General features: G+C 63.2%; 24 protein-coding genes. 10 read left to right on the top strand and 14 right to left on the bottom strand.

From position 1 onward, the window contains the following. Positions 1-40: 40 nt before the first annotated feature. The 4 genes from HKK80_RS11030 to HKK80_RS11015 all read right to left on the bottom strand — a co-directional run bounded on the left by HKK80_RS11030 (position 41) and on the right by HKK80_RS11015 (position 5,170). The gene (locus tag HKK80_RS11030; protein ID WP_411799653.1) at positions 41-913 is read right to left on the bottom strand and encodes a COG1361 S-layer family protein; all 873 of its coding nucleotides are present in this window, start codon (positions 911-913) and stop codon (positions 41-43) included. 777 nt (positions 914-1,690) lie between these two features. Further along, positions 1,691-4,459, bottom strand: a complete 2,769-nt coding sequence (gene alaS / locus HKK80_RS11025; RefSeq protein WP_411799652.1) for an alanine--tRNA ligase — start codon at positions 4,457-4,459, stop codon at positions 1,691-1,693. Positions 4,460-4,517: 58 nt separating this feature from the next. Beyond that, positions 4,518-4,928: a type II toxin-antitoxin system VapC family toxin gene (locus tag HKK80_RS11020; RefSeq protein ID WP_411799651.1), complete on the bottom strand. Its 411-nt coding sequence runs from the start codon at positions 4,926-4,928 to the stop codon at positions 4,518-4,520. Then, a complete protein-coding gene (locus tag HKK80_RS11015; protein ID WP_411799650.1) occupies positions 4,925-5,170 on the bottom strand; it encodes an antitoxin VapB family protein in 246 nt (81 codons plus the stop codon). Before HKK80_RS11015 ends, HKK80_RS11020 begins: the two co-directional genes overlap by 4 nt. Before the next feature lie 88 nt (positions 5,171-5,258). On the opposite strand from HKK80_RS11015, the gene HKK80_RS11010 reads away from it, so the two are divergent. Further along, on the top strand, positions 5,259-6,350 hold the full coding sequence (locus HKK80_RS11010; RefSeq protein WP_411799649.1) for an aminopeptidase: 1,092 nt from the start codon (positions 5,259-5,261) through the stop codon (positions 6,348-6,350). Between the two features lie 23 nt (positions 6,351-6,373). Here the strand turns inward: HKK80_RS11010 and HKK80_RS11005 are convergent, their stop codons facing one another. Together HKK80_RS11005 and HKK80_RS11000 are read right to left on the bottom strand one after the other, a co-directional pair. Further along, entirely contained in the window at positions 6,374-6,907 is a 534-nt protein-coding gene (locus tag HKK80_RS11005; protein ID WP_411799648.1) for a type IV pilin N-terminal domain-containing protein, read from the bottom strand. A 44-nt stretch (positions 6,908-6,951) separates the two neighbouring features. Beyond that, positions 6,952-8,271 carry a hypothetical protein gene (locus HKK80_RS11000; RefSeq protein ID WP_411799647.1) on the bottom strand — a complete coding sequence of 440 codons (1,320 nt, stop codon included), beginning with the start codon at positions 8,269-8,271 and terminating at the stop codon, positions 6,952-6,954. A 121-nt stretch (positions 8,272-8,392) separates the two neighbouring features. Here HKK80_RS11000 and HKK80_RS10995 point away from each other — a divergent pair, with 121 nt between their 5' ends. The 4 genes from HKK80_RS10995 to HKK80_RS10980 all read left to right on the top strand — a co-directional run bounded on the left by HKK80_RS10995 (position 8,393) and on the right by HKK80_RS10980 (position 12,687). Then, a complete protein-coding gene (locus HKK80_RS10995; RefSeq protein WP_411799646.1) occupies positions 8,393-9,622 on the top strand; it encodes a helix-turn-helix transcriptional regulator in 1,230 nt (409 codons plus the stop codon). Between the two features lie 54 nt (positions 9,623-9,676). Beyond that, a complete protein-coding gene (locus tag HKK80_RS10990) occupies positions 9,677-10,519 on the top strand; it encodes a polyprenyl synthetase family protein (RefSeq protein ID WP_411799645.1) in 843 nt (280 codons plus the stop codon). Between the two features lie 56 nt (positions 10,520-10,575). Next, complete coding sequence (locus HKK80_RS10985; RefSeq protein ID WP_411799644.1) at positions 10,576-11,892, top strand: HEAT repeat domain-containing protein; 1,317 nt, start codon at positions 10,576-10,578, stop codon at positions 11,890-11,892. Positions 11,893-11,994: 102 nt separating this feature from the next. Then, positions 11,995-12,687 (top strand): type 1 glutamine amidotransferase domain-containing protein, encoded by a 693-nt coding sequence (locus HKK80_RS10980; RefSeq protein ID WP_411799643.1) that lies wholly within the window; start codon positions 11,995-11,997, stop codon positions 12,685-12,687. Between the two features lie 33 nt (positions 12,688-12,720). On the opposite strand, the gene HKK80_RS10975 is transcribed toward HKK80_RS10980, so the two are convergent. From HKK80_RS10975 to HKK80_RS10950, 6 genes are all read right to left on the bottom strand, one after another. Beyond that, the gene (locus HKK80_RS10975) at positions 12,721-13,014 is read right to left on the bottom strand and encodes a transcriptional regulator (protein ID WP_411799642.1); all 294 of its coding nucleotides are present in this window, start codon (positions 13,012-13,014) and stop codon (positions 12,721-12,723) included. Positions 13,015-13,058: 44 nt separating this feature from the next. Continuing rightward, the gene (locus HKK80_RS10970) at positions 13,059-13,322 is read right to left on the bottom strand and encodes a type II toxin-antitoxin system RelE family toxin (RefSeq protein ID WP_411799641.1); all 264 of its coding nucleotides are present in this window, start codon (positions 13,320-13,322) and stop codon (positions 13,059-13,061) included. Then, positions 13,315-13,590 (bottom strand): ribbon-helix-helix domain-containing protein, encoded by a 276-nt coding sequence (locus HKK80_RS10965; RefSeq protein WP_411799640.1) that lies wholly within the window; start codon positions 13,588-13,590, stop codon positions 13,315-13,317. Before HKK80_RS10965 ends, HKK80_RS10970 begins: the two co-directional genes overlap by 8 nt. Before the next feature lie 60 nt (positions 13,591-13,650). Then, positions 13,651-14,364 carry a diphthine--ammonia ligase gene (locus tag HKK80_RS10960; RefSeq protein WP_411799639.1) on the bottom strand — a complete coding sequence of 238 codons (714 nt, stop codon included), beginning with the start codon at positions 14,362-14,364 and terminating at the stop codon, positions 13,651-13,653. A 44-nt stretch (positions 14,365-14,408) separates the two neighbouring features. Further along, complete coding sequence (locus tag HKK80_RS10955; RefSeq protein ID WP_411799638.1) at positions 14,409-15,845, bottom strand: aldehyde dehydrogenase family protein; 1,437 nt, start codon at positions 15,843-15,845, stop codon at positions 14,409-14,411. A gap of 140 nt (positions 15,846-15,985) precedes the next feature. Then, on the bottom strand, positions 15,986-16,957 hold the full coding sequence (locus HKK80_RS10950; RefSeq protein ID WP_411799637.1) for a phosphoadenosine phosphosulfate reductase family protein: 972 nt from the start codon (positions 16,955-16,957) through the stop codon (positions 15,986-15,988). A 174-nt stretch (positions 16,958-17,131) separates the two neighbouring features. Here HKK80_RS10950 and HKK80_RS10945 point away from each other — a divergent pair, with 174 nt between their 5' ends. Continuing rightward, positions 17,132-17,692 (top strand): hypothetical protein, encoded by a 561-nt coding sequence (locus HKK80_RS10945; protein ID WP_411799636.1) that lies wholly within the window; start codon positions 17,132-17,134, stop codon positions 17,690-17,692. 43 nt (positions 17,693-17,735) lie between these two features. Here HKK80_RS10945 and HKK80_RS10940 read toward each other — a convergent pair whose 3' ends face one another. After that, entirely contained in the window at positions 17,736-18,347 is a 612-nt protein-coding gene (locus HKK80_RS10940; protein WP_411799635.1) for a DUF309 domain-containing protein, read from the bottom strand. A 95-nt stretch (positions 18,348-18,442) separates the two neighbouring features. Here HKK80_RS10940 and HKK80_RS10935 point away from each other — a divergent pair, with 95 nt between their 5' ends. Both HKK80_RS10935 and prf1 read left to right on the top strand, forming a co-directional pair. Continuing rightward, positions 18,443-18,997: a response regulator gene (locus tag HKK80_RS10935; protein ID WP_411799634.1), complete on the top strand. Its 555-nt coding sequence runs from the start codon at positions 18,443-18,445 to the stop codon at positions 18,995-18,997. A gap of 105 nt (positions 18,998-19,102) precedes the next feature. Next, positions 19,103-20,350, top strand: a complete 1,248-nt coding sequence (gene prf1 / locus HKK80_RS10930; protein ID WP_411799633.1) for a peptide chain release factor aRF-1 — start codon at positions 19,103-19,105, stop codon at positions 20,348-20,350. Here prf1 and HKK80_RS10925 read toward each other — a convergent pair whose 3' ends face one another. Further along, positions 20,351-21,004 carry a nitrous oxide reductase accessory protein NosL gene (locus tag HKK80_RS10925; protein WP_411799632.1) on the bottom strand — a complete coding sequence of 218 codons (654 nt, stop codon included), beginning with the start codon at positions 21,002-21,004 and terminating at the stop codon, positions 20,351-20,353. Between the two features lie 153 nt (positions 21,005-21,157). On the opposite strand from HKK80_RS10925, the gene HKK80_RS10920 reads away from it, so the two are divergent. Then, entirely contained in the window at positions 21,158-22,447 is a 1,290-nt protein-coding gene (locus tag HKK80_RS10920) for a hypothetical protein (protein WP_411799631.1), read from the top strand. 12 nt (positions 22,448-22,459) lie between these two features. Then, positions 22,460-22,888, top strand: a complete 429-nt coding sequence (locus HKK80_RS10915) for a transcriptional regulator (RefSeq protein WP_411799630.1) — start codon at positions 22,460-22,462, stop codon at positions 22,886-22,888. Positions 22,889-22,961: the final 73 nt, after the last annotated feature.

Below are 22,961 nucleotides of genomic sequence, written 5' to 3'. Positions count from 1 at the left end.
TCACTAGTATCGACTATTTCGACAGCGTGGGACACAGTGGTTAGCTCCATGGGAGGATCTCCGGTCGCTGCCGGGCGTACACTGCCGCGCCGTATACCGCTGTGGCTGCAGCCAGTAGGACGACGATGACGAGCGGTGAAATCGATCCAAGCTGCATCCCATCATCCGTTTCGACATCGACCGGAAGCTGATAGGTCTCTGACATCCGCGAGATGCCGCGTTCGTCCTCGTAGCTGAAGTCGAGGTCTGCGGCGTACGTTTTCGGGTTGGCATCGGTCGTTGCGGACAGCCCAAACGTTACCGTCGCAGATTCACCGGGGTCGAGTGACGCGATATAGCCATCGTCATCATCGCTATCGAGCGGGGCACTCGTGCCCAAACTCGCTTGGATATCGCTGAGTCGCTGGTCGCGGTTGTTGGTTACGGTGACCGCTACCAGCCGAGCGGAACCGACCGCGACTGTGGAATCTTCGACAGCGACGTTGAAATCGTTACGCTGTGGGCCAACCCTGGCTCCGACTGAGAGATCCTCATCTCGGCCATCGATCCCCTGTTCGTCAGTATACGTGGCATGCCCGTTGAGGTTGTATAATCTCGCTGGAGCACCCGATCCAACCCTGACCTCGTAGGTAACCTCTGTCGTCTCACCCGGTTTGAGTGAATCGATGCGTGAAACAGCACCTGTCCCACTACCAAATCTAATTTCTGGGCTCTGTGAAGAGAGTGACACGGCGATATCCTCCGCAGCTTTACCCCCGGTATTCTCCACAGTTACCGGGAAGAGACTTGTCTCGTCGGCTCGCAACTGCGTATCATCGGCCCGCGTTAGTTCAAACTGTGGGTCGTCGCTGATTTCAAAGGTGATCGTTTCAGTCCGTGTCTCAGTCGCCTCCTGTTCGGTGATATCTCCCATCGTACTCGTGTAGGAGAATTTGATATCAACCGTGGCCTCATACCGTCCTGGTTCGGCGTTTTCAGGCACATCAATCTTAAATTGTGCCGACCTAGGCTTGTTTTCACTTACCGATCCGATGGAGTGCTCCGGCGTTTCAACTGTCACTGGTGTGCCGCCAGCATCAAGTTCGACAACAACATTTCTGGCCATCGTGACCCGATCACGCCTCGTCGGTGCACCAGTATTCACCTGTGCGTCGTTTACAATCTGCACCGAGAGTGTTGTTGTTGTTCCAGGCTCCACCGTTGGTTCCGGTACATATGCCGTTGGATCTGGGTCACCGCTTGGGACAAACGCTGCTCCGATACCAGCGGTACTTCCGATGATAAGCAGTATTGATAGTGTCGTGATTGCAACAATTCGGCCGACTCGTGATCGGTTGTGGTCGTCCATAGTATAGGGACTTAGATACAATACTAACTACACGGTATTAAATCTGCTGCACTGCGTAATCGAAGAGACCATATGCGCTCTATGGACACATTAACCGTTTGAGCACGCGAGAATACCCTCTGAAATAGCTCATAACTCACATCGAACAAATACAACTCGTGCTCTTCACTCCTGTCGCGGACAGATAGTATTGTTCAAAGCAAAAAATATCGCTGCCGCCTACTAGTCAACGTGGTCGCTTTGAGGCCGACTGGACGGTGAGCGTTGCCAAGGCAGCATGCCGTCTTCTACAGCATCCGACTGCATCTTGGATCACTGTGTCAGTTCAAATCTATGACACACTCAAGCGTTCAGCACGCCGCGCAGGATTTCCGGCGCGTCGTCGAGTGCGTCGTCGAGCGCGTCGACATCCGGGCCGCCACCCTGGGCGAAATCCGGCGGGCCGCCACCGCCGCCGCCGACGCGGCCCGCGAGTTCACCGACGACCTCACCGGCGTTGATCCCGGCGTCGTCGGGGACGCCGACGACAAACTGCGCGCTGTCGCCCGCGCCGCTGCCGAGGACGGCGACCGACCCCTCCTCGACGAGGGCGTTGGCGGTCGCCCGGAGCTCATCGATATCGCTGTCGAGTCGCTGGACGACCACGGACTGGCCGTCGATCTTGACTTCCTCAGCCCCGGCGGTCGCCCTCACCTCCGCGAGTTCGTCTTTGAGTCGGTCGAGTTCCTTGCCGCGTTCTTTCCACTCGGTGAAGAACCGCTCGGCAGTATCGGGGACATCCTCGGGGTTGACATCGAGTACGTCGGCCGCCTCGTAGAGGGCGTCCTCCGTTGCCTGGGTTGCTTCGATGGCAGCCTCGCCGGCGGCGAAGGTGATCCGCTCGATCCCGTCCTGTACCGGCTCCGTCGAGAGAATCTTGATCGCGCCGATCTCGCCGGTGCGGCTGACGTGGGTGCCACCGCAGGCCTGGACGTCGTCGCCGACGTGGATGAGTCGGATGTTGGTTCCCGGCGGGATCCCGCCCTGATAGAGATCGAAGCCGTACTCGGCTTCGGCATCGTTGCGGTGGGGCCACTCCTGGCTGACCGAGTGGTTGGCCCGCACCATCTCGTTGGCGACGCGTTCGATCTCTGTGATCTCCTCGCGGCTCAATCGATCGTAGTGTCGCACATCGATGCGGGCGGAGTCGGTGCGTTTCTGGGCTCCGGCCTGCCGGATGTGGTCGCCGACGACCTGCCGGGTGGCGTGGCCGATGATGTGGGTCGCGGTGTGGTGGGCCATGAGCTGCCGGCGGCGGTCGGCGTCGATCTGTCCGCGGACGAACTCGCCTTTGCCGGGATCACTGTCGGTGCGGTGGAGCACCACGTCGTCGACGAGCTGGACATCGGTGACCTCGGCGACCGTCTCATCGCTGGCAAGCGTCCCGTGGTCGGCGGGCTGGCCACCACCTTCGGGGTAGAACATCGTCTGATCGAGGACGACATCGTACCCATCCTCGGCCTCAAAGACGTCGATGACGACGGCCTCGAACTCGGTGCGCTCCTGATTGTCGTAGTAGAGCTTCTCTGTCTCGGGAAGGTCGGCAAACCGCTCGTCGCGGTCGGCGTCGCCGCCATCGTCGCCGGCGTCGTCGTGGCGGGCGGCCACCAGCGAGTAGAAGTCGTCGGGTACCTCGACGGTGGCGTCGGTGTCGTCGGCGATCTCGGCGACCATATCCGGTTGAATCCCGTGGGAGTCGTACAGTTCAAGCAGCTGCTCGGTCGGGATCGGCTCGTCGCTGTCGGCGTACTCGGCGGCCAGCTGTTCGACCTTGCGGCCGCCGCGTTCCAGGGTGTCGCGGTATTTCGCCTCTTCGGTGCGGACGATCTCTCGGATCGTATCCCGATTTTCATACCCCAGTCGCTCGGCTTGCATGTCGACAAGCTCGTCGAGCGGTGCGTCGATCCCGACGTTGTCGACGAGCCGTTTGGTGCGGCGGAGCACCATCCGCGCGAGGTAGCCGGTGCCGACGTTTGAGGGGACGATCTCGTCGCCGAACATGTAGGCGAGGGCCCGGCAGTGGTCGGCGATGGCGTAGATATCCTCCAGTGGCTCCATCAGCGCGGTGAGGTGGTCGACATCGACATCGAGGCGGTCGGCGATCTCCCGGCGGGCGGTCGCCATATCCTCGGCCTCGTCGATATCCATCCGGCCGGCGAGTTTGGCGGTGCGGTGGATCAGTTCGGCTTCGTCGTCCGTGTGGTCGATCCCGGCGTGTTCCTTGAGCACTGAGATCATCTCGGGGTAGACCGCCTCGTAGACGGTTGGCGTCCCCTGGCTCATCCATGTCCAGCGTTCGAGCCCGTAGCCGGTGTCGACAACGTAGGTGTCCATGAAGGAGTAGGTGTTGCCGTCCTTCATCTCGTAGTTGCCGTCGGGATCCTGCTCCATACACATGAAGACCAGCGTCGCCAGCTCCGCGCCCTTGTAGATGACCTCGATGGCCGGGCCGGCGTTGCCGCCGCCGACCCACGGATCCTCGATGTAGGTGATCTCCTCAAGGTCGGCCCCCAATGATTCGAAGAGGCCGTCACAGAATTCGACGGTTTCGTCCTTCCAGTAGACCTCGCCCTCGTAGGCATACTCCTCGTCGGCGTCCTCCCGGACGTTGAACGCGTGGTTGCCCATCATCTCGAAGGCCATCGTGTGTCGGCCCGTCTTGCCGACGTTGTCGATATCCTGCATGCGGATACAGGGCTGGCTGATACAGAGCGGGTTCGCTGGCGGCGGTGTCTGCCCGCTGGTGACCAGCGGCTGGAAGTCGTAGATCGACGCCTGCGTCAACAGCACGTCGTCGCGCCAGCGGTTGGCGGCGACCGGGTAGGGGTCGATGCGCTCGTGGCCGTTGTCCTCGAAATACGAGAGGAAGGCTTCTCGCATTGCTTCGAGGCTGTGTGGCTCCGCGAAGCTTTCCTCGCCGATGAATCGGTAATCCTCACACGGTGGCTCCCCGCAGCGCTCTCGATCGTGGTCGCGTGTCCAGAAGTGCGCCCCACAGGAGGGACACTCCTTTCGGACGAAATCCTCCGCCGCAAAATAATCGAGACGGTACTCCGCTTCGAGATCACTCATTACGCCTGTGTTGGCCTACGATTCGCTAAAAGCATTCCGACGACAGTCGATACGCCCTCTACGATTCAGTATCTTGTTGATATGTTTCGATAGAAAGACCATCGATTCGTTCGAAATGACTGACGTTCTCGGTCAGGACGGGCTCTTCGTGAATCAGTGCTGTCGCGCCGATGATCGTATCGCTCATTCCGATCTCTTCACCGTTTGTCGATAGTCGTCCATCGATTCGTCCTGCTTTTTTCATCACAGCGTCGTCAGCACTGTAGATTGGTTTTGACTCCAACACATCTTCTACGTGTGCAAGCCGCTCGCTCGGATTGTTCACTCGTTCGAGACTATGATAGAGTTCAAACACAGTCACCGCTGACACGTTGAGATCGACGTGTCGTGATTCTAATTCGGCGACTTTTTCGATGGCTCGGGTATCACCCTGGAGGATACGGATGATGATGTTCGTATCAACGATCACTGGTCGAACTGTTCGGTGAGTTGATCGAGTCGGTCACGCGTTCGATCCTCTTGATCTTCGATTGCTTCTCGCATCGCTGCCGCCTCCTCATCCGATAGAATTCCAGCCAACTCAAGCAGTGATCGCTCACCAGCAATTCGTTCGACCGTATCGGAGAACGATTCCCCGGGTTGTTTCCGGCGTTTGAGGTGCTGGTATGCCTCTTCGGTCAGCCGGACGTTTCGATACTCGGTACTTCCCATGTATACAAGTGTGTGCAGCCGCTTATTATTCCTTTCGCCGACCTTTGCAAGAGGGGATGTTTTTGCACTCGGCGACCCACACCCCCGTATGGATCCACGCATCCGCGAGCACGCCGCCACCATCGTCGACCACGCGGTCGACCTGCAGGCCGGCGACCGCGTCGTCATCCAACTCCCGCCCGAGGCCGAGGATCTCGCCGTCGCCCTCTACGAGCAGTGTGGCGACATCGGCGCGATCCCGGTGTGGCTCACCCACTCCGATCGCGCCTCCCGGGCGTACCTCCGGGCGGCCGGCGAGGAGTACGAGACGCCTGACCACCAACTTGCCTTCTACGAGGAAACGGACGCCTTCATCATCGCCCGCGGCGGCGCGAACGTCACCGAGACCAGCGACGTGCCGCCCGCAAACAACGCGGCGTTCAAACGCGCCTACAAGCCCGTCCAGGAGGAACGGCTCTCGAAACGCTGGTGTCTCACCCAGTATCCGACCAGTGGCCACGCCCAACTCGCCGGGATGAGCACCGAGGCCTACCAGGATTTCGTCTGGGACGCCGTGGGTCTCGACTGGGACGCTCAACGCGAGTTTCAGGCCCAGATGGCCGACCGGCTTGAGGACGCCAACGAGGTTCGCATCGTCGCCGGCGACGAGACCGACCTGACGCTCTCGGTCGCGGGCAACCACGCGCTCAACGACTACGGCGAGAAGAACCTCCCCGGTGGCGAAGTCTTCACTGCTCCCGTCGTCGACAGCGTTGATGGCGAGATCCACTTCGATATGCCGCTCTACCGCCAAGGACGAGAAATCCGCGACGTGCGGCTCACCTTTGAGGCCGGCGAGGTCGTCGCCCACAGCGCGGGCCGCAACGAGGAACTGCTGACCGAGATCCTCGACACCGACGACGGCGCGAACCGACTCGGCGAACTCGGGATCGGGATGAACCGCGCGATCGATCAGTTCACCTACAACATGCTGTTCGACGAAAAGATGGGCGAGACGGTGCATCTCGCGGTCGGCGCGGCCTATCCCGAGACCGTCGGCGACGACAACGAGGTTAATGAGTCGGCCGAACACGTCGACATGATCGTCGATATGAGCGAGAACGCCCGACTCGAATTCGACGGCGAGGTTGTCCAGCGAAACGGCACCTTCGTCTTCGAGGACGGCTTCGACGACGCCTGAGCTGGTGGGCTCGACCGATTTTGCTAGCGCGCTGTCGCCTCGGTTGTCACGATCCGGGTGTCGTCCTGATACAGCTCGACGGTCACCGTCGACCCCGGCTTGATCGTCGGCGAGTTTGTCCCGGCGAGCGTCAGACTGGCCGACTCGCCGACCGTCCATTCCGGATCGCTGGCACTGTTGAACGGCCCGGTTGGTCCCGGATCGAAGCCGGATGCTGAAAAGAACGGCACCGGCGGCTGATGGCGGAGCGGCTCGCCGTCGACGCTGACGACCATCCGGAGGGCCCGTACATCGAGCGGGTCGCCGTGGGTGTGGGTCAACGTCAGTGTCTCCCCGTCGACCGCGAGGCTCATCGCGGCCGTCGGCGTCGGCTCCGCGCGCTCGTAGAGGCCTGTCAACCCTCCAGCGACCACCGATGCGAGGATAACAGTTAGCCCACAGAGCACGACAACGGCGACAACGGCACTCGCGCCGCGGCTGTCATCACACCTCGCTCCTTGGCTGTCACCGTCCCTCGCGCCACAGCTGTCACCACATGCGCGGCTGCCGCCACCCATGGGGGTCGCTGGCTGTGGCTTCCGATAAAAATCCTCGCTGCCGACTACAGCACGCTATCGGCGTCCTGTGGGGTGAGTTCGACGAACGCCGCCGAGTCGTCTTCGGCCAGGATCGTGAGCGTGAACGTCCCCTGCGGCGTCAGCGTCCACACGCTACCGCCGTCACCTGTTGTCCCGACAGAGACACTTTCCTGGCCGTTCTGTCCGACCGACACATCGGCGGCGACCGGTTGGCCGGTGTCGGCGTCGACGACGCGCACATCCAGCGGGCCGCCGACGTAGGTGCGGTCGACGGTCACGGCCAACCCATCCTGTCGTTTCGTCGTTCGTGTTACGGGAACGATCTCGTCCAACGTGATCTGCTGGTGTTCGACGAAGCGTTGCTCGGTCGTCCCGTCGATAAACGTCCGCAGCGAGCCCTCATCGATCTCGATCGAGACGAGCGATAGCGAGCCCGGCCCGCCGATGCTCCAGGTGCCGCTGCCGCGTTGCTCCCAGAACCACGGATACTGCTCGGCGACGATCTCCTCGGCGGTCGCCGCGGTGATCTGAGCGCCGGTCGCGCGATTGTCAAACCGGTAGGCCTCTCGGAGGTACGCTCCATCCTCGATGGCTGTGAGCTCAAAGTTCTCCGCGCCGGCCTGAATCGACACCCGGCCGGCCGGGCGCTCGCCGCGGATCACGGCCGCAGCGTAGGAACGAACCGGCCCATCGAGCATCCGGAGCTCGTAGTCGATGGCGGTGAGTCGATCGCTCAGTTCGCGTTGGCTGTCGTCGCTGGCGGTTTCGATCCGGGCGTCGATCACGTCGGCCCGCTCTCGCAGCCGGTCGGCAGTTTGGCCGATCACCACCAACTCTTCGAGGAGGGCCTTCGGCTCACGGTCGCCGGCGGCGAAGGCGTCGATGGCGGCGGCCTCGCGTTGGCGAAGCCGCTCAGTCGTCGCTGCTATGGCGTCGACGTTGGCGGCGAGACGGTCGTTGTCAACCGTGTCGGTTGAGAGGTTTTGTTCGATCGCCCCGGTCGCAAGCTGATCGGTTGCGGCGGCGGTCTCAAAGCCGGCGGCCGGGCCGATGTCGACGTGGTGTCGGCGCAGGCTACTCCGGTCGATTGTGTTCGCTCCGAGCGGCAACACGTTTCGTGGGGTCGCGTTGGCCGTCTCAGTCGTGCGGTCGCCGGCGGTCGTAGCCTGTAGCGGACTGGTCGTGGCTTGTAGCGGTGTTGGTGCGGTCGCACTAGCAGCGGGGGTAGTGTCGCTATCGGCTGCCGCCACACCGGTGGTGTCGCTGTCGACGGGTACCACCACGGCGGCACCGACCGTCGCCGTTACCAACAGCGCGGCGAGCAACAGCGGGAGGGCTCTCATTCATCGGCACTCTCTGCCGGATCGACAAAAATCCATCTACAGGCGACAGATCTCGCTGTGCTCCTGTCACGGCGTCGGCGTGATAGAAAGCGTTTTCCGCGGCGACTGTGAGGCTCCGGTAATGCGGTTTGTTGTCCTCGGGGTGGTTTTCCTCGTTTGCCTCGCTGTCGCCCCTCCAGCCGCCGCGGCCGCTGTGCCGCCCGACGCCGGGGCGGCCGCGTCGCCGACATCGATCGACACAGCGGTCGCCCCCACCGCAACCGCGCCGATCGCTCAGACGACCTCGGATGGTGCCGCGTTGGCTGCCGAGGGGGTTTCCGAGCCGACGACGACGATGGAGGTGGCCCTCCAGCCGGATCGGAGTGCCGACTGGACGGTGACAGTCGCCTATGATCTCCGAACCGACGACCAGCAGACTGCCTTCGACGAGCTTGCGGCCGCCTACCGCGACGGCGAGGCTGATTTTGGCCCGACCGCCGCGCTGTATGAGAATCTCGCCACCCGCGCCAGCGCGGCCACCGACCGGGAGATGACCGTCGAGAACCCGAGCTACGACGCGGTTCGCCGCGGGACGACCGGTCGGCTTGAGCTGACGTTCACGTGGACAAACTTCCTCGCCGACGCGGGCGACGAACAGCTCGTGTTCAACGATGCACTGAGCACCCCAAGCGGCACGTGGCTGTCGACCCTTGAGGATGGCCAGGTGCTGCGTATCACCACGCCCCGCGGCTACGCGATCACGAGCGCGAACGTTCCGTTCGCCGACAACACCGTCGAGATCGAGGGGCCGCGAAGGTTTAGCGCCGACGACCACATCCGGATCACCTTCGAGGAGTCGGTGTTGGGTGCCGGCTCGCTTCGGTTCGTTGGGATCGCGGTGATCCTCGCCGCGCTGATCATCGGCGTCGCCGTTCTGTTGCGCCGCAACGACAGTATCGCCGTCCGCGAGCGTGTCCTGCCGGGTGACGGTGACGACGACCCCGCGGCGGCCGCGCCGACCGAGGAACCAACTGAGCCCGACCCACCCGAGGAAGATCTCTCGTTGTTGGCCGACGACGAGCGGGTCGAACGCCTGCTTGAGCGCAACGGCGGGCGGATGCGGCAGGCCGCCATCGTCGAGGAGACAAACTGGTCGGATGCAAAGGTCTCACAGCTGCTGTCGTCGATGGCCGACGAGGATCGCGTCTCGAAGCTCCGGATCGGCCGGGAGAACCTGATCACGCTGCCGGGTGTCGATGCCACCGGCGACAACGATCAATCAGGTGACGACGAGCAGGCAGATGACGACGAGCAGTCTGACGATGCTGCCAGCGACACGTCGGCCCCTGACGACAGCGACCCACCGTCGTAGCTCCGACCGGTATCCTTCCGTCACCTACTTTGCCGCAGGTCGACTACCCAACCTATGGAGTATCTGGAGCGTCGGGTTGGGCTGGTCAACGACCGGCTGGAGGCGGTCATCGACGCCGCAGATCCCGACGCCCTGTCCGACCAACTCGGTCATGTCGTCCTCGCCGGCGGCAAGCGGGTGCGGCCGGCGGTGACGATCCTTTCCTGTGAGGCTGTCGGCGGCGACCGCGAGCAGGCGATTGATTTCGCGGCCGGCATCGAGCTTGTCCACAACGCCTCCTTGGTCATCGACGACATCATCGACCGCTCGGATACCCGCCGGGGGACGCCGAGTGCGTGGGCGGAGTACGGCTACGGGCCGGCGATCATCGCCAGCGACGGGCTGCTCGGGGAGGCGTTCGCGCTGTTTGCCGGCAACGAGCGCGCCATGGAGATCGTCGCCGATGCGATGGTCGAACTCGGGGAAGGCGAGGCGACCGAGCTCGCGGCGCGGCCAACGACCGAGACTGAATACATGACACTCGCGCGCCGAAAGACGGGCGCGCTGTTTCGTGCCTCGGCCGAACTCGGCGCGGTCGCCGGCGGTGCCGACCCGGAAACGGTCGAGGCCTTCGGCGAGTACGCCGAACGGGTCGGGGTTGCCTTCCAGATCCGCGATGACGTGTTGGATGCGACCGCCAGCAGCGCTGCTCTCGGGAAGCCCGCCGGCCAAGACGAGACGATGGATCGCCCGTCGCTGATCCAGATCACGGAGCTGACGGCTGCGGAAGGCGATCAGCGCGCCCGCGAGCAGTCCGACCGCGCCCTGGAGGCTCTCGATGCTGTCGATCTTCCGGAGACTGATGCCGCGGCGTATCTCCGGGATCTCGCGGAGTTTGTCGTCGTCCGCGAGCGATAGCGGCGACACCGCACAATGGAAACGCTCTTTTGACTATCGCCCGCAGTGTGTGACATATGAGCAACGGCGACGACGCGACCGACGAGGCCGACACCGCGTCAACCGACGCTGACGACGTGACTGACGAGGCGTCGACCGAGTTGGCAACGACCGAGGATATCGAGGAGCGGCTCGATGCCGCCGCCGAGACGCTCGATGACGCAGCAACGGAGGCCGAGCTCGACGACGTTGCGGCGACGCTGGACGCCATCGACGACGCCATTCCGCCGGTGCCGGAGGCTGACGAGGACGACGAGGAGCCCGACGACCCTCACGAGGAAGCTCGCTCCCAGCTTGCCGATCTCCGCGATGACCTCGAATCGGCACGCGGCCCCTACGCTGACGACGTGACTGACGCTATCGAGTCGGCGACAGCCGCCATCGACGACGGCGACTGGACCGAACAGGGCGAAGGCGAGGTCGTCGACGCCGTCGCCGCGTTTGTTGACGCCGTCGCCGAGCAGGTCGACACCGACGCAGGCAAGCCTGAAACCATCGCCGACACCGACGACGCGCTTGACGCGCTGGCCGATGCCGTGTCGGGAGCCGATCTCGACCCCGATGCCGACGACGAGACGATCGCCGCGCTGATCGAGGCAACCGACACACTCGACAGTGACATTGAGGCCGCCGAGGAGTGGGCCGACCTCTCGGTGCGGGAGACACTGCAGTCGGAAGGGTACTACGACGTGCTCGGCCACACCAAAGATTTCCCCATGGAGTGGGCCGCGCTCAAGGAACACGAAAAGCGCGGCAACACGGACATGGTTCTCATGGCTCTCGACAGTCTCGATTCGGACTTCATGGAGGAACACTGTCTTGATTCGCTTGAACGCATGGGACCGGTTGCCGCGACCGACGAGGCCATCGAGACGATGCTTGCTCGCGCCGAAAAACGCGACAAACCCGCCATTCGGATTCTCGGCAAGATGGGTGCGACCGAGGCCGTCGAGACGCTGATCGAGTACGTCGACGCCGACAGCGACGCGCCGCTGCAGAAAGTCACCTTTCGCGCGCTCGGCGAGATCGGCGACGAGCGGGCTGTCCAGCCGCTGGCCGACAAGCTGCTGATGGACAACGACGTGGTTCGCCCACAGGCCGCCCGCGCGCTCGGCCTCATCGGCGACACCCGCGCGATCAAGCCGCTGTCGGAGACGCTGAAAGCCGACGACGACCCCAACGTCCGCGCCCAAGCCGCGTGGGCCCTCCGACAGATCGGCACCAAACGCGCTCTTGAGGCTGTCGTCGACCACGGGGGCGATGAGACGTTTGTTGTGCAGACCGAACTCGACAAGGCACGCGAGGAACTCGACGCCGCGGTGCCGAACGCCTAACCCGACTGCTCGGTACTGTGACTTCGCGCTGCTGGGCTCGTCCCGGAAGCTGTCAGTTATGCCGAACCGCCGCTTTTTACGCCGGAGTGCATACAACGAGTGATGGCAAACGCACTATTCGTCGTTAGCGAACACGGCTACTGGGGCGAGGAATGTATCGAACCGCTGCTCCGGCTTGATGAGGCCGGCGTCGAGGTTGACGTGGCGACCCCGACCGGCGAGCCGCCGGTCGTCGATGAGCGATCGGTCGACCCCGCGGAGGTCGGCGAGGAACTCGCCGAACGGGTACTGGAATGCGATGGCAGCGACGACCGCCTCCAGAACCCGGTGTCGATCACCACCGTCGACGCCGCCGACTACGACGCTGTCGTCTTCCCCGGCGGCCACGGGACGATGTGGGACATCAACATGGATCGCCACGCCCGCGACCTCTTGGCTGACGCCGTCGCCGGCGACGAGGGAACCGCGCTTGTTGTCTGTCACGCTGTCGGGCTGCTCGGCTTCACCCGAACCGACGACGGCGAGTATCTCGTCGACGGCCGTGATGTGACCGGGTTCCCCAACGAGTGGGAGGAGGGGATCGTCGACGACCACGACCTGATGGATGACGGCCGAAAACTCCCCTACTGGGTCGAAGATGAGGTCATCGACGCCGGCGCGAACTGGGACGCCGAACTCGATGCCGACACCAGTGTCACCATCGACGGCGATCTGATCACCGCCCGTGGCCCGGGCTCTTCCGGGGCGGCCGCCGAGACGCTTCTGGCAGCGCTTGGTGTCGAGACGACAGCCTGAGCGTCGGCACCGGCGCGCACCGACCGGTTTTCGTTATTCTGCGTCGATCTTGAAGACCGCTTCCTCGATATTTTCGCTGCGGCACTCCGGACAGCGTGAGGGATAGTTGATCGGATCATCGTAGCCGCTGAACCCACAGTTCACACACTCCGGAGGCGCGACGAGAAACTCCCGCTCCTCGGCGTAGCGCGTCGATCGGGCGACGTGTTGGATGTCGGTGTAGATCGTCGAGACCGGGGTGTCGAGCTCGTCGGCAAGTTCGCTGGCGGTTGCTGGCCCCTCGCCGAGGCGGTCGGCCAGTTGTTCACGACGCGTCGAATCGGTCATACACGGTTCCACGGCTCGCAGGAACAAAAACGCATCTCGCAGACTCAGGGCGGTAGATGTCGGTCGTAGATCGTGCTGCGGTGACCGACGGCTTCGACACGCAGGATCTCATCGTTGCGATCCCACGAGATGATGGCGCGATAGTCGCCGATACGGAGTTTGTAGTACGGAAATCCACGAAGTGATGTCAGGTGATGATCCGGCCACTCGGCTGCATCGTCGACCTTCGACAGTATTCGATCCGCGGTCTGGGTTTCCAGTCTGTCCAACTGGTCGATAGCTTTCTCGGTGTAGCTGACCTCAGTCATCGAGCCCTAATCGCTCGCGTGCCTCCGCGGCCGACACTGTTTCGCCGGTATCGACCTGCTCGCGGCTCGTTTCGAGTGCAGCCAGTGTCTCCTCGGAGAGTGCTGCCGGGTCGTTGACCCACTCACGGAGCGCGTCGCGGATCGCCTCGGATTTGCTGGCGTAACCGCGCTGTTTCCACGCCGAGTCGATCTGCTCAAGGAGCGATTCCGGCACCCGAACGTTGATCTTCGCCATTCGATCGTCGCCCTGCTCGCTCTCGGTGCTCATATGCTGTGATACAACGGTATCACATAAAAACGTTCGCTGGACTGATTTTTCCTGACTCGGTCACTCGACCAACTTCGCGTCAGTGATCCGCACGCGCCCGCTGTCGCCGTTCCACTCTGTGTCGTACTCCAACTCAATGCGCCGATTCATATGCGGGCCATTAGTGACAAAGGTCTCGAACTCGCCGCCCTCGCCGAGCAGGTGGACGCCGTACTCGTCGTTGAGTTCGCGGAGGTCGTCGATGGCGTCGGCGTCGAGCGTGCGACCGAGCCACGATTCGTCGAGGCCGTAGGCCGCGACCTGGAGGATCGTGATCTCGAAGCCAGCGTCCAGCATGTCGGCGGCCAGTTCCTCGGGATCGCGCTGCCATAAGGGGGCAAAGAGATCGATCCCGAGGCGGTCGCACATCGCCTGAATCCGATTCGTTTGAAACTCGCTTTCGATGGCTCCGGCGGTGACACCCGCGAGGTCAATGTCGTCTGTGAGGTCAGTAAGGGCCGCTTCCAGCGGTTCGAGTTCGGCATCGCCCTGTGCCGCGGAGTCGTCGGCGTCGCCGGCCGCGAGATCGCCGGGATCGACTTCGACGAGATCGATGCCGATGCTCTCGGCGGCAACGCTGGCGAGTTGTGTTTCGGGGACATGGTACATATACGAGTCCTCGGAGGGATGCACCGTCAGCAGTCGCTCGACGTGCAACCCCTCTTCGAGAGCCTGATACAGTGCCCACGAGGAGTCCTTGCCGCCAGAAAAGAGGCTCACCCACGCATCTGTCATACAGTTAGGGACGGCAGCCGGGGTAATACCGGCTTTGATCCGGCCTACAGGATGATCGACTTCTTGCGGAGCATCTGCTCGATGGCCGCATGGATGCCCTCACGGTTGATCCCGGAGGCGTCGTTGCCGCCGAAGGGGATATCACCGAGGCCGTGGGAGGGCGCGCCGTTGATCCGGACGCCGCCGGCGTCGATCCGCTTGGCGACCCGCATCGCGCGGTCGTGATCGCTCGTGAACACCGAGGCGTCGAGAGCGTATTTGTCGGCGTTGGCGAGGTCGATCGCCTCGCTTTCTTCCTCGAAGGTCGTCACCGCAGCGACGGGGCCGAACTGCTCCTTGTGGATGATTTCGGCGTCCTGTGGGACGTTGCCCAACACCGTCGGCTCGACGAACGCGCCCTCGCGCTCACCGCCCAACACGAGGTTCGCGCCGGTGTCGACGGCGTCGTCGATGAGTCCCTTGACCTCCGTGGCGTGGTCTTCGTCGATGAGCGGGCCGAAATCGGTCTCCTCCTCGAAGATGTCGCCGACGACCCACCCCTCCATCGTCAGCCGGATCCGTTTGACGATCTCGTCGTGGACGGACTCGTGGGCCAGCACCCGGGAGACGGCCGAACACCGCTGGCCGCCGAACTTAACGGAGCCGGCCGTACAGGCTCCGGCAGCGTCTTCGAGGGCTGCGTCGGGGAAGATGATCGCCGGGGCGTTGCCGCCGAGTTCCATCACGAGGTTGACCATGCCAGACTCCTTGGCGACGTGAGTGCCGGCCCCCGAGGAGCCGGTCATGGCGATGGTGTCGACACGGTCGTCGCCGGCCAGCGTGTCGCCGATCTCGCGGCTGTGGCCGGGCACGAAGTTGACCGCGCCGTCCGGGAGGTCGACCGCCGAGGTGATCACGTCCGTCAGCAGGGCCGCCGTCGTCGGCGTCTTGCTCGACGGTTTGAGGACGACGCTGTTGCCGGCAGCGAGGGCGGGGGCGATCTGGAGGGTGGTCGTCTGCAGGGGGTAGTTGTACGGCGCGATACAGAGCACGGTGCCGATGGGTTCAGGTTTGACGATCGCCGTCCACCCCTCGTGGCCCGGGGTCGAGCCCTCGCGGTACTCGCCGTACGTTTTGGCCAGATCGCGGGCCTCTGCGGCCGCAAACCGGAACCGCCGGGCCGCACTCGGTGGTGCACCACTCGCCGCGGAGATCGGTTTCCCCGCTTCGCGGACGATCCGCTCGGTGAACTCCTCGGCTCTGGCTTCGAGTTCGTCGGCGATAGCCTCCAGCCAGTCGGCGCGTTCGACCGGCGTCGTCTCCCGCATCGCGTCCTGTGCGTCTGCTGCGGCCGCGAGTGCCTCATCAGCCTGGTCGCTGCTGGCGGCAGCCACAGTTGCAACGGTGCCGCCGTCGGCAAGATCACGAACAGTGATCGTGTCGTCTCCGTCGCGCCACCCGCCGTCGATGTAGAGCTGTTCGCTGTATGGGTTGTCGGCCATACACCCGCATCACTGACCACCCACAAGAGCGTTCGGCGCGTGCCCACGCTGCGTACAGGGCCGGTGTCCGTGGCTGTCGCTGCGAAAAACAACGGTCAGCGCAAAAACGCCGTTGTGATGGCGAACGGTCGTCCCGAACGCTACATGTAGCCGAGATCGCGCAGTCGCTCCATCAGATCCTCCTTATCCTGGGCGCGACCGGCGCGTTCGGTTGTGTTGTCGAGATCCTGCAGCCATGCGGGCTCGTCGGTCGTCTTTTCGGTACTGACTTCGCTGCCGAGACTCCGGAAGCCGGCGAAGTACTTCGGTGAAATTGGCACGTCCGACTGCTCGACGCCGTCCGGCAGGTCGTCGGCCGACTCGGGCACGTAGCCGTCCTCGGGGAACGCCTCGACGGTGTCCGGGACGACGTAGTTCCAGAACACGTCCCACACGTCGCCCTCGTCGAACTGGAGGATCGGCTGCACCCGGTCGTGCGGCGGGTAGATGTCGGGGTCGTGGCGCGCGCTGAAGAACGTCTCGTCGGCGCGGGCCTCCTGTTCGTCCCAGCGGACACCCGAGATCACGCCGTCGATGCCGTGGGTTTCGAGGGCGTCGTTGAGCGCGACCGTTTTCAGCAGGTGGTTGCCAACGTAGGTGTCCAGCAGGAACGGGAAGGTGTCTTCCTCGTATTCGAGGATCTCCCGAACGTGGTGTTGGTTGTGCTCGGAGAGTGCCGACACCGGGATGTCGTCGCCGGGTTCGAGGCCGTGTTCATCAACGTAGTTGCCTACGTCCTCGTTGCGGGCGTAGACGAGGTCGATATCCCACTCCTCGGCCCAGTGTTCGATGAAGTCGGTGATCTCGTCGAAGTGCTGGTAGTGGTCGATGAAGACGGCCGTTGGCTTCTCGTAGCCGTACTTCTCGGCGACCTGATTGATGAAGTACAGCGTCAGCGTCGAGTCCTTGCCGCCGGTCCACATGACCGCCGGGTTCTCATACTGTTCGAGACCGGCTCTGGTCACGTCGATCGCCTTTTCGATCTTATCGGGCAGCCGTGGATAGTCGGCTGGATCTTCGCCCTCGCCGTCGGTGTAATCGACATCGAGGTAGTCAGGGAAGTCTGCTGACATCGTGTAATGACATCTAATTAGGCGAAATAAAGGTCTTATGACAGCCGCTTTCGGTGTCAGTGGTTGCCACACGTCGCAGGCGATCCCGGGCTGAATCGGTGTCGACCGCGCCGCACGCGCGTCGTCGATATCGGAGCCACGCCCGTTTTCCCACTGGCGCACATCGACTGATCGATGGCATCGCTTGATCCCCGCTCGATTGCGACCGGCAGCCTTGTTGGAACGCTCCCGTGGCTCGCCGGCTACGCGATCACATACCTCCTCGTCGCACCGAATCTCCGGGACTCACCGCTCACCCGGATCATCGAAACGCTTGACGGCGCGCCGGCGACCCACGAGCTGGTCGGCTGGGTGTTCTACAACGCGCATTTTGTGGATGTCGTCCTCGATATCCCGGTTCTCGGCAGCCAGACGACGGCCTACATCGGTGGCGACACCGGGTTCACCGCGGCGTTGTATCTGGTTCCGGTGGTACTCTTGATCGCTGGTGGCGCGCTCATCGCTCGACAGCAGGCCGCTACCGATCCCACAGACGGCGGCCTCGCCGGGCTGACGCTGCTGCCGGGCTATCTGCTGTTGACCGTGGTTGGTGGGTTGCTGTTTGAGATCACTGTCGGGGGCGCCACCGGCGGCCCGGATCTCACGGCCGCGGTCATCCTTGCCGGCGTCCTCTATCCGGCTGTGTTTGCCGTACTCGGCGGTGCTGGCTGGGCGGTTTTCGAAACCAACCGGTAGGTTGCCCTGTCGCCGGGTCGACTACGTTGCCACCGACGACGACTCACTCAAACAGCCCGGAGACATCCTCTCGCTTTGCCTGCCGACGCTCAACGTTCTGTCGAAGCCGATCGTAGACAATGCCACGGTGTTCGCGGTCGTCGACAAACGAGGTCAGAAGCCGGATAAACTGCGCCTGTGAGCCGGTGGTCTCTTCGCGGGCGTAGTCGATTGCGGTCTCGACGATCGCCGTATCGTAGGCCTCGTCCTCCGTGGCAACGACGCTGGCGGCGGCGGTGATCCCGTCGATTTCGAGGTCGGCCGCGGTCAGTTTGCGGCCTCGGTAGCGCAGTGGCGGACTCGGTTCGCGTTCGACCCGCTCAGGGTCGGCTTCGAGCCCCCGGAGCGCCGCCACCACGCTGTCGCTGTCGATACCACGGTAGGGGGTTGGCACCGCGGTGAGATACGACTGGGCCTGTTCGGCGAGGCCGACCGCGCCGTCCCAGTTGCGCCCGCGGGCGTGATAGACGGCCGCGGTGAACTGGATCAGCCCCTGCAGGAGCTGTTTGTCGTCGCCGGCAGGCAGCTGTAGCCACGTCTCCTCCCATGGCTCGTGGGCGGCGTGGTAGTCGCCGGCGGCGTAGAGAGCGATACCAGCCCGCAGGGCGTCGTCCATACAGGTGTTTGTGACGGGCGATACAAACCCTTACCGTCCAGACAGCCGATCCCGCAAGTAACAAGATTTTTTGGGTGTTGCGTGGGTGTTCAGGTATGACTGAGGCTGCGAAGACGATCCTTATCGTCGACGACGAGGCCGATCTCGCGGAGTCGTACGCCCTCCGCCTTGCGGATCACTACGAGACGAAGGTCGCAACGAGCGGTGGGGAGGCACTCACCAAACTCGGCCCGGATGTCGATCTGGTGTTGTTGGATCGCCGGATGCCCGGAATGGCTGGTGACGACGTGATCAAACGGATCGATGAGTGGGAGCTTGAGTTTCAGGTCATCCTCGTCTCGGCGATCGACCCCGACACGGACATCATCGATCTGCCGTTTGATGGCTATCTCACGAAATCAGTCTCGACAGATGAACTGCTGGATGCCGTCGAGCAAGCGTTCCTGAAACGGCGATACGAGGAGCTTGTCGCCGAGTACAACGCGGCCGCCGAGACCTACGATGTGCTCCGGGAGGCCCATACCCAAACAGAACTCGACGACAACGAGGAGTTCGCCGAGCTTGAATCCCGCCTGACGGAGCTCAAAGACGAGTTTGACGAGACGGTCGCCGCGCTTGACGACAGCAGCGTCACGGATCTACTGGAGTAGTTGCGGGGTCGGTCGAACCACGATCTGTTGCTCCCGAAGGGTCGGTCGAACTGCGATATATCGGACCCAAAGCATACTTACCCGCAGCCGGGCGATATATCGCCAATGAGTACGGACGCCGACGAGCAGGCCGGCGACGACCGGCGAAAATACGAGTTCAAGAAGGTTATCGAGGAACTCCAGGAGTTCGAAGGCTCCGGCACCCAGCTCGTCACGATCTACATCCCCGACGACAAGCAGATCTCCTCTGTTGTCGAACATGTCATCCAGGAGCACTCTGAGGCGTCGAATATCAAATCCAAACAGACGCGAACGAACGTCCAAGACGCCCTGACCTCGATCAAAGACCGCCTGCGATACTACGACACCTTCCCACCCGAAAACGGGATCGTCATCTTCTCCGGGGCGGTCGACTCCGGCGGCGGCCAAACCGAGATGATCACGCGCGTGCTCGAATCGCCATCCGAGCCGATCCAGTCGTTCCGCTATCACTGCGATTCGGAGTTTCTGACCGAGCCGCTAGAGAACATGCTGCTCGACAAGGGCCTTTTTGGACTTATTGTCCTCGACCGCCGGGAGGCCAACGTCGGCTGGCTGAAGGGCAAGCGCGTCGAGCCGGTGAAATCCGCCTCCTCACTCGTTCCGGGCAAGCAGCGAAAGGGTGGCCAGTCCGCCCAGCGATTCGCCCGCCTGCGCTTAGAGGCCATCGACAACTTCTATCAGGAGATCGCTGAGATGGCCGACGAGCTGATGGTGCCGAAACGGCACGAGCTCGACGGCATCCTCATCGGCGGCCCCTCGCCGACGAAAGACGAGTTCGTTGACGGCGACTATCTCCACCACGAGCTACAGGATATGGTGCTCGGGAAGTTCGACGTGGCCTACACCGACGAGTCCGGCCTCCACGATCTGGTTGACGCCGCCAGTGACGTGCTGGCCGACCAGGAGGTCGTCAAGGACAAAAACCAGATGGAGGAGTTCTTCGAGAACCTCCACGACGGCGACGAGGCGACCTACGGCTTCGAGCCGACGCGGCGAAACCTCGTGATGGGGTCGGTCGACCGACTGCTCATCTCCGAGGATCTCCGGCAGGACGTGGTCGTCTACGATTGTGACGGCACCGAGGAGTACGAACTTGTCGACCGCCGCCATGACACCCCCGACCACGAGTGTGACGACGGCGCGGATGCGGAGGTCGTTGAGCGCGAGGACGTGATCGACCACCTGATCGAGATCGCCGAACAGCGCGGCACCGAGGTCAAGTTCATCTCCAGTGACTTCGAGAAAGGCGAACAGCTCTACAACGCCTTCGGCGGGATCGCTGGCATCCTGCGGTATTCGACCGGCGTATAGTTACGCTGTGTTGGGTGTCTTCTCAGTACTCTCGTTCCCCTCAGAGCTGTTCATCTCCTCGTCGTTGAAGAATTTCCCACGGTAGAACGTCGCCAACGCCATATCGAAGTCGCTGAACTGCAGGATGTCGCCCTCGTCGTAGGCGTCAAACGACTCGGTAAACGCGAGGGCGTCCTCACGCGTCGCAAACGGTGTCGGATTTTTCATCATGATATCGTCGACGTGGTCAGGGTTCGCCACCCGCACGAAGAACGCCTCGCTCGCCTGGATGAAGGATTCCGTCTCGTACTCGGTCACCCACGCCGTGTCGATCGCAGAATCCGGCCCCTCAAACCGCGGTGGCTCGGCGGTGTAGGCTGCCAGACAGCCCGCCGAGCAGAAATACGCGTCCTCTCCGGTGTCGTGGGTGAGTTGGGCGTTCCACGCCGGATAGTCGCCGGCGACCATGTTGCAGACCTCGCAGTTCGCATCCGCCGGGATCGCTGCCGGCTGTGTGGCTGTCTCGTCGTCGGTCGCCTCGTCGTTCGCCTCGTCGTCGGTTGTGTTGCCGTCGTCTGTGGGATCAGTCGATATACACCCTGCAACCCCGAGGATCGCGCCGGTTGCGGCCGTTCGAACCACCGTCCGTCTATCCGTGAGAGCAGATCGTGCCATGGGTGGCTGTTTGGTCGATTCGAGATTAATTTCTCTGGTGTAATTTCCGAAACAATACCGAAACCGGTGGGCTGTCCGCAGCCGCTCGTCGGTTTGAGTGTCGATACTGTCGCCACCGGTAGTACTTCATCGATCCGGTTTGAATCGTTCACCATGACCCAGCCCGCAGCCGATCCAAAGCTGTATCCGAACCGTGGGCGCGACGATGGCGTCCCGGCGGGCCTGTCGCGTCGCCACCTGCTGGCCAGCGGGGCTACCGCGAGCGCGGTCGCTGCCGCGGGTTGTGCCGGCGATGGCAGCAGCCAGGCCGGCGACGACACAGCGGCGTCGACAGGACAGCCGACCGTCTTCGTGTTCAACACCGGCGATGGGACGGTGAGCCTGATCGATCCCGCGAGCAATGAGGTCGTTGGCTCCCGCGGGGTCAATCTTTCGTCGTCGTTCCCGTCGAACCAGTACACCCCTGCTCTGACCGACGAGTCCGAGGACGCGCTGTGGCTCAACGTCGAGCGGGGCGTCCGCGCGCTGACGGCCGGCGGGCTGGAGGCGGTCGCTCGCGTCGACACCGGCTCCGGGGCGAACTGGCAGGAGCAAACGCCCGACGGCAGCCACGTCATCGTCAGCGCACGCGAGCCAAGCCACACCAACTACCGGGTCGATGCCGACCGCGACTCCGAGACGTTCGGCGAGGTGACGGGCGAACTTGAACGGGTCGACGAAGGCGGCCGCGGCGACACCGACGGCCCCGGGCCGTGTGACGTGACGATCCACCCCGACGGCGAGTACGCCTACGTGCCGGATCTCTTCGGCGACTCGCTGACCGTCCTCAGCGTCGACCCCTTCGAAATCGAGACACAGATCGACGTTGCGGGCGTCGCCGCCGACGCGGCCGCGCCGTGGATGGCGACGATCGCCCCCGACGGCGAGACGATGCTGGTCGAACACAACGAAGGCGAGGGCACCGAAAGCATCTGGGACTGCAGCGACCCCGCCAACCCGACCGAGCGAACCCGGCTGACGACCGACGACGGCCTCGGCCGCGGCGCGCTGACCAGCGAGATTGGCCCCGACAGCGAGACCGGCTATGTGTTCACCCCCGGTAGCAACGACGTGAGCGTGATCGACCTCGTCGCCGGCACCGTTACCGACCGCCTCGATCTCGGCGGTTCGGGGTTTGTCGGGACGTGGATCTCGGCGAAAACGAAGCTCTACGTTCCGATCCAGACGAACGACGAGGTAGCGGTCATCGACCACGCGGCGGGTGAGATCGTCGACCGGATCGACGTGGGCCCGAGCCCCTACGGCGCGACCGCCGCGACGGTGCGGCCGCCGACCGATTCGACCGCGGCCGCGGCTGTCGCGCTCGCCCGACTCGGGCTTGCGGCGTCGACAGCGGAAACGACGTACTGTATCGGGAAGTGTGCGTGTGGACACGAGCTTTGAGAGGAATCAGTCATGACTAACAACACGCTCAAGATCACGTTCAAACGAGCCGACGAGCACCGCGAGGCTGCCCGCGAGCGACTGCGTCGCGCCGAGGCCGGCGAGACCGGTTCGGGCATCGACCAAGACGAGCGATTCATCCTCAACTTTGAGACGTACGACGATCTCGACCGCCTCATGCGAACCGCGAATCTCGAACTCATCGAGGCTATCGTCGACGACCAGCCGGCAAGCATCCGCGACACAGCGACCGCTGTCGATCGGGACTACCGGGAGGTACATCGGAACCTCAAAGAACTCGAATCGCTGGGCGTCGTCGAGTTCGAAGATGACGGCCAACGCAAACGGCCGATCCTGCGGGCGGGAGCCGAGGCCATCGATTTCTCGATCCAGTTTCCGGGCTCACCAGAGGGCGAGGGTCGTTCGGGTGTCTCCGTCTGATAGTGTTTAATCAAGATATTTACCGATAGACGTAGTAGATTTGGTAATGGGTCGGCTTGAAGAGGTTGCGCTT

The organism is Halonotius sp. F2-221B (assembly GCF_046719765.1).
Taxonomy (GTDB): Archaea; Halobacteriota; Halobacteria; order Halobacteriales; family Haloferacaceae; genus Halonotius.
This window is presented reverse-complemented; position numbering and strand designations above follow the sequence as displayed.

Bases quoted from the DNA above. Each gene is read 5' to 3' on its own strand.
- HKK80_RS11000 (WP_411799647.1), bottom strand. From the start codon at position 8,271: ATGAGAGCCCTCCCGCTGTTGCTCGCCGCGCTGTTGGTAACGGCGACG.
- HKK80_RS11030 (WP_411799653.1), bottom strand. From the start codon at position 913: ATGGGAGATATCACCGAACAGGAGGCGACTGAGACACGGACTGAAACG.
- HKK80_RS10975 (WP_411799642.1), bottom strand. From the start codon at position 13,014: ATGACCGATTCGACGCGTCGTGAACAACTGGCCGACCGCCTCGGCGAG.
- alaS (WP_411799652.1), bottom strand. From the start codon at position 4,459: ATGAGTGATCTCGAAGCGGAGTACCGTCTCGATTATTTTGCGGCGGAG.
- HKK80_RS10925 (WP_411799632.1), bottom strand. From the start codon at position 21,004: ATGGCACGATCTGCTCTCACGGATAGACGGACGGTGGTTCGAACGGCC.
- HKK80_RS10915 (WP_411799630.1), top strand. From the start codon at position 22,460: ATGACTAACAACACGCTCAAGATCACGTTCAAACGAGCCGACGAGCAC.
- prf1 (WP_411799633.1), top strand. From the start codon at position 19,103: ATGAGTACGGACGCCGACGAGCAGGCCGGCGACGACCGGCGAAAATAC.
- HKK80_RS10955 (WP_411799638.1), bottom strand. From the start codon at position 15,845: ATGGCCGACAACCCATACAGCGAACAGCTCTACATCGACGGCGGGTGG.
- HKK80_RS10935 (WP_411799634.1), top strand. From the start codon at position 18,443: ATGACTGAGGCTGCGAAGACGATCCTTATCGTCGACGACGAGGCCGAT.
- HKK80_RS10950 (WP_411799637.1), bottom strand. From the start codon at position 16,957: ATGTCAGCAGACTTCCCTGACTACCTCGATGTCGATTACACCGACGGC.
- HKK80_RS10970 (WP_411799641.1), bottom strand. From the start codon at position 13,322: ATGACTGAGGTCAGCTACACCGAGAAAGCTATCGACCAGTTGGACAGA.
- HKK80_RS11005 (WP_411799648.1), bottom strand. From the start codon at position 6,907: ATGGGTGGCGGCAGCCGCGCATGTGGTGACAGCTGTGGCGCGAGGGAC.
- HKK80_RS10980 (WP_411799643.1), top strand. From the start codon at position 11,995: ATGGCAAACGCACTATTCGTCGTTAGCGAACACGGCTACTGGGGCGAG.
- HKK80_RS10945 (WP_411799636.1), top strand. From the start codon at position 17,132: ATGGCATCGCTTGATCCCCGCTCGATTGCGACCGGCAGCCTTGTTGGA.
- HKK80_RS11015 (WP_411799650.1), bottom strand. From the start codon at position 5,170: ATGGGAAGTACCGAGTATCGAAACGTCCGGCTGACCGAAGAGGCATAC.
- HKK80_RS11010 (WP_411799649.1), top strand. From the start codon at position 5,259: ATGGATCCACGCATCCGCGAGCACGCCGCCACCATCGTCGACCACGCG.
- HKK80_RS10990 (WP_411799645.1), top strand. From the start codon at position 9,677: ATGGAGTATCTGGAGCGTCGGGTTGGGCTGGTCAACGACCGGCTGGAG.
- HKK80_RS10920 (WP_411799631.1), top strand. From the start codon at position 21,158: ATGACCCAGCCCGCAGCCGATCCAAAGCTGTATCCGAACCGTGGGCGC.
- HKK80_RS10965 (WP_411799640.1), bottom strand. From the start codon at position 13,590: ATGAGCACCGAGAGCGAGCAGGGCGACGATCGAATGGCGAAGATCAAC.
- HKK80_RS10985 (WP_411799644.1), top strand. From the start codon at position 10,576: ATGAGCAACGGCGACGACGCGACCGACGAGGCCGACACCGCGTCAACC.
- HKK80_RS10960 (WP_411799639.1), bottom strand. From the start codon at position 14,364: ATGACAGATGCGTGGGTGAGCCTCTTTTCTGGCGGCAAGGACTCCTCG.
- HKK80_RS10995 (WP_411799646.1), top strand. From the start codon at position 8,393: ATGCGGTTTGTTGTCCTCGGGGTGGTTTTCCTCGTTTGCCTCGCTGTC.
- HKK80_RS10940 (WP_411799635.1), bottom strand. From the start codon at position 18,347: ATGGACGACGCCCTGCGGGCTGGTATCGCTCTCTACGCCGCCGGCGAC.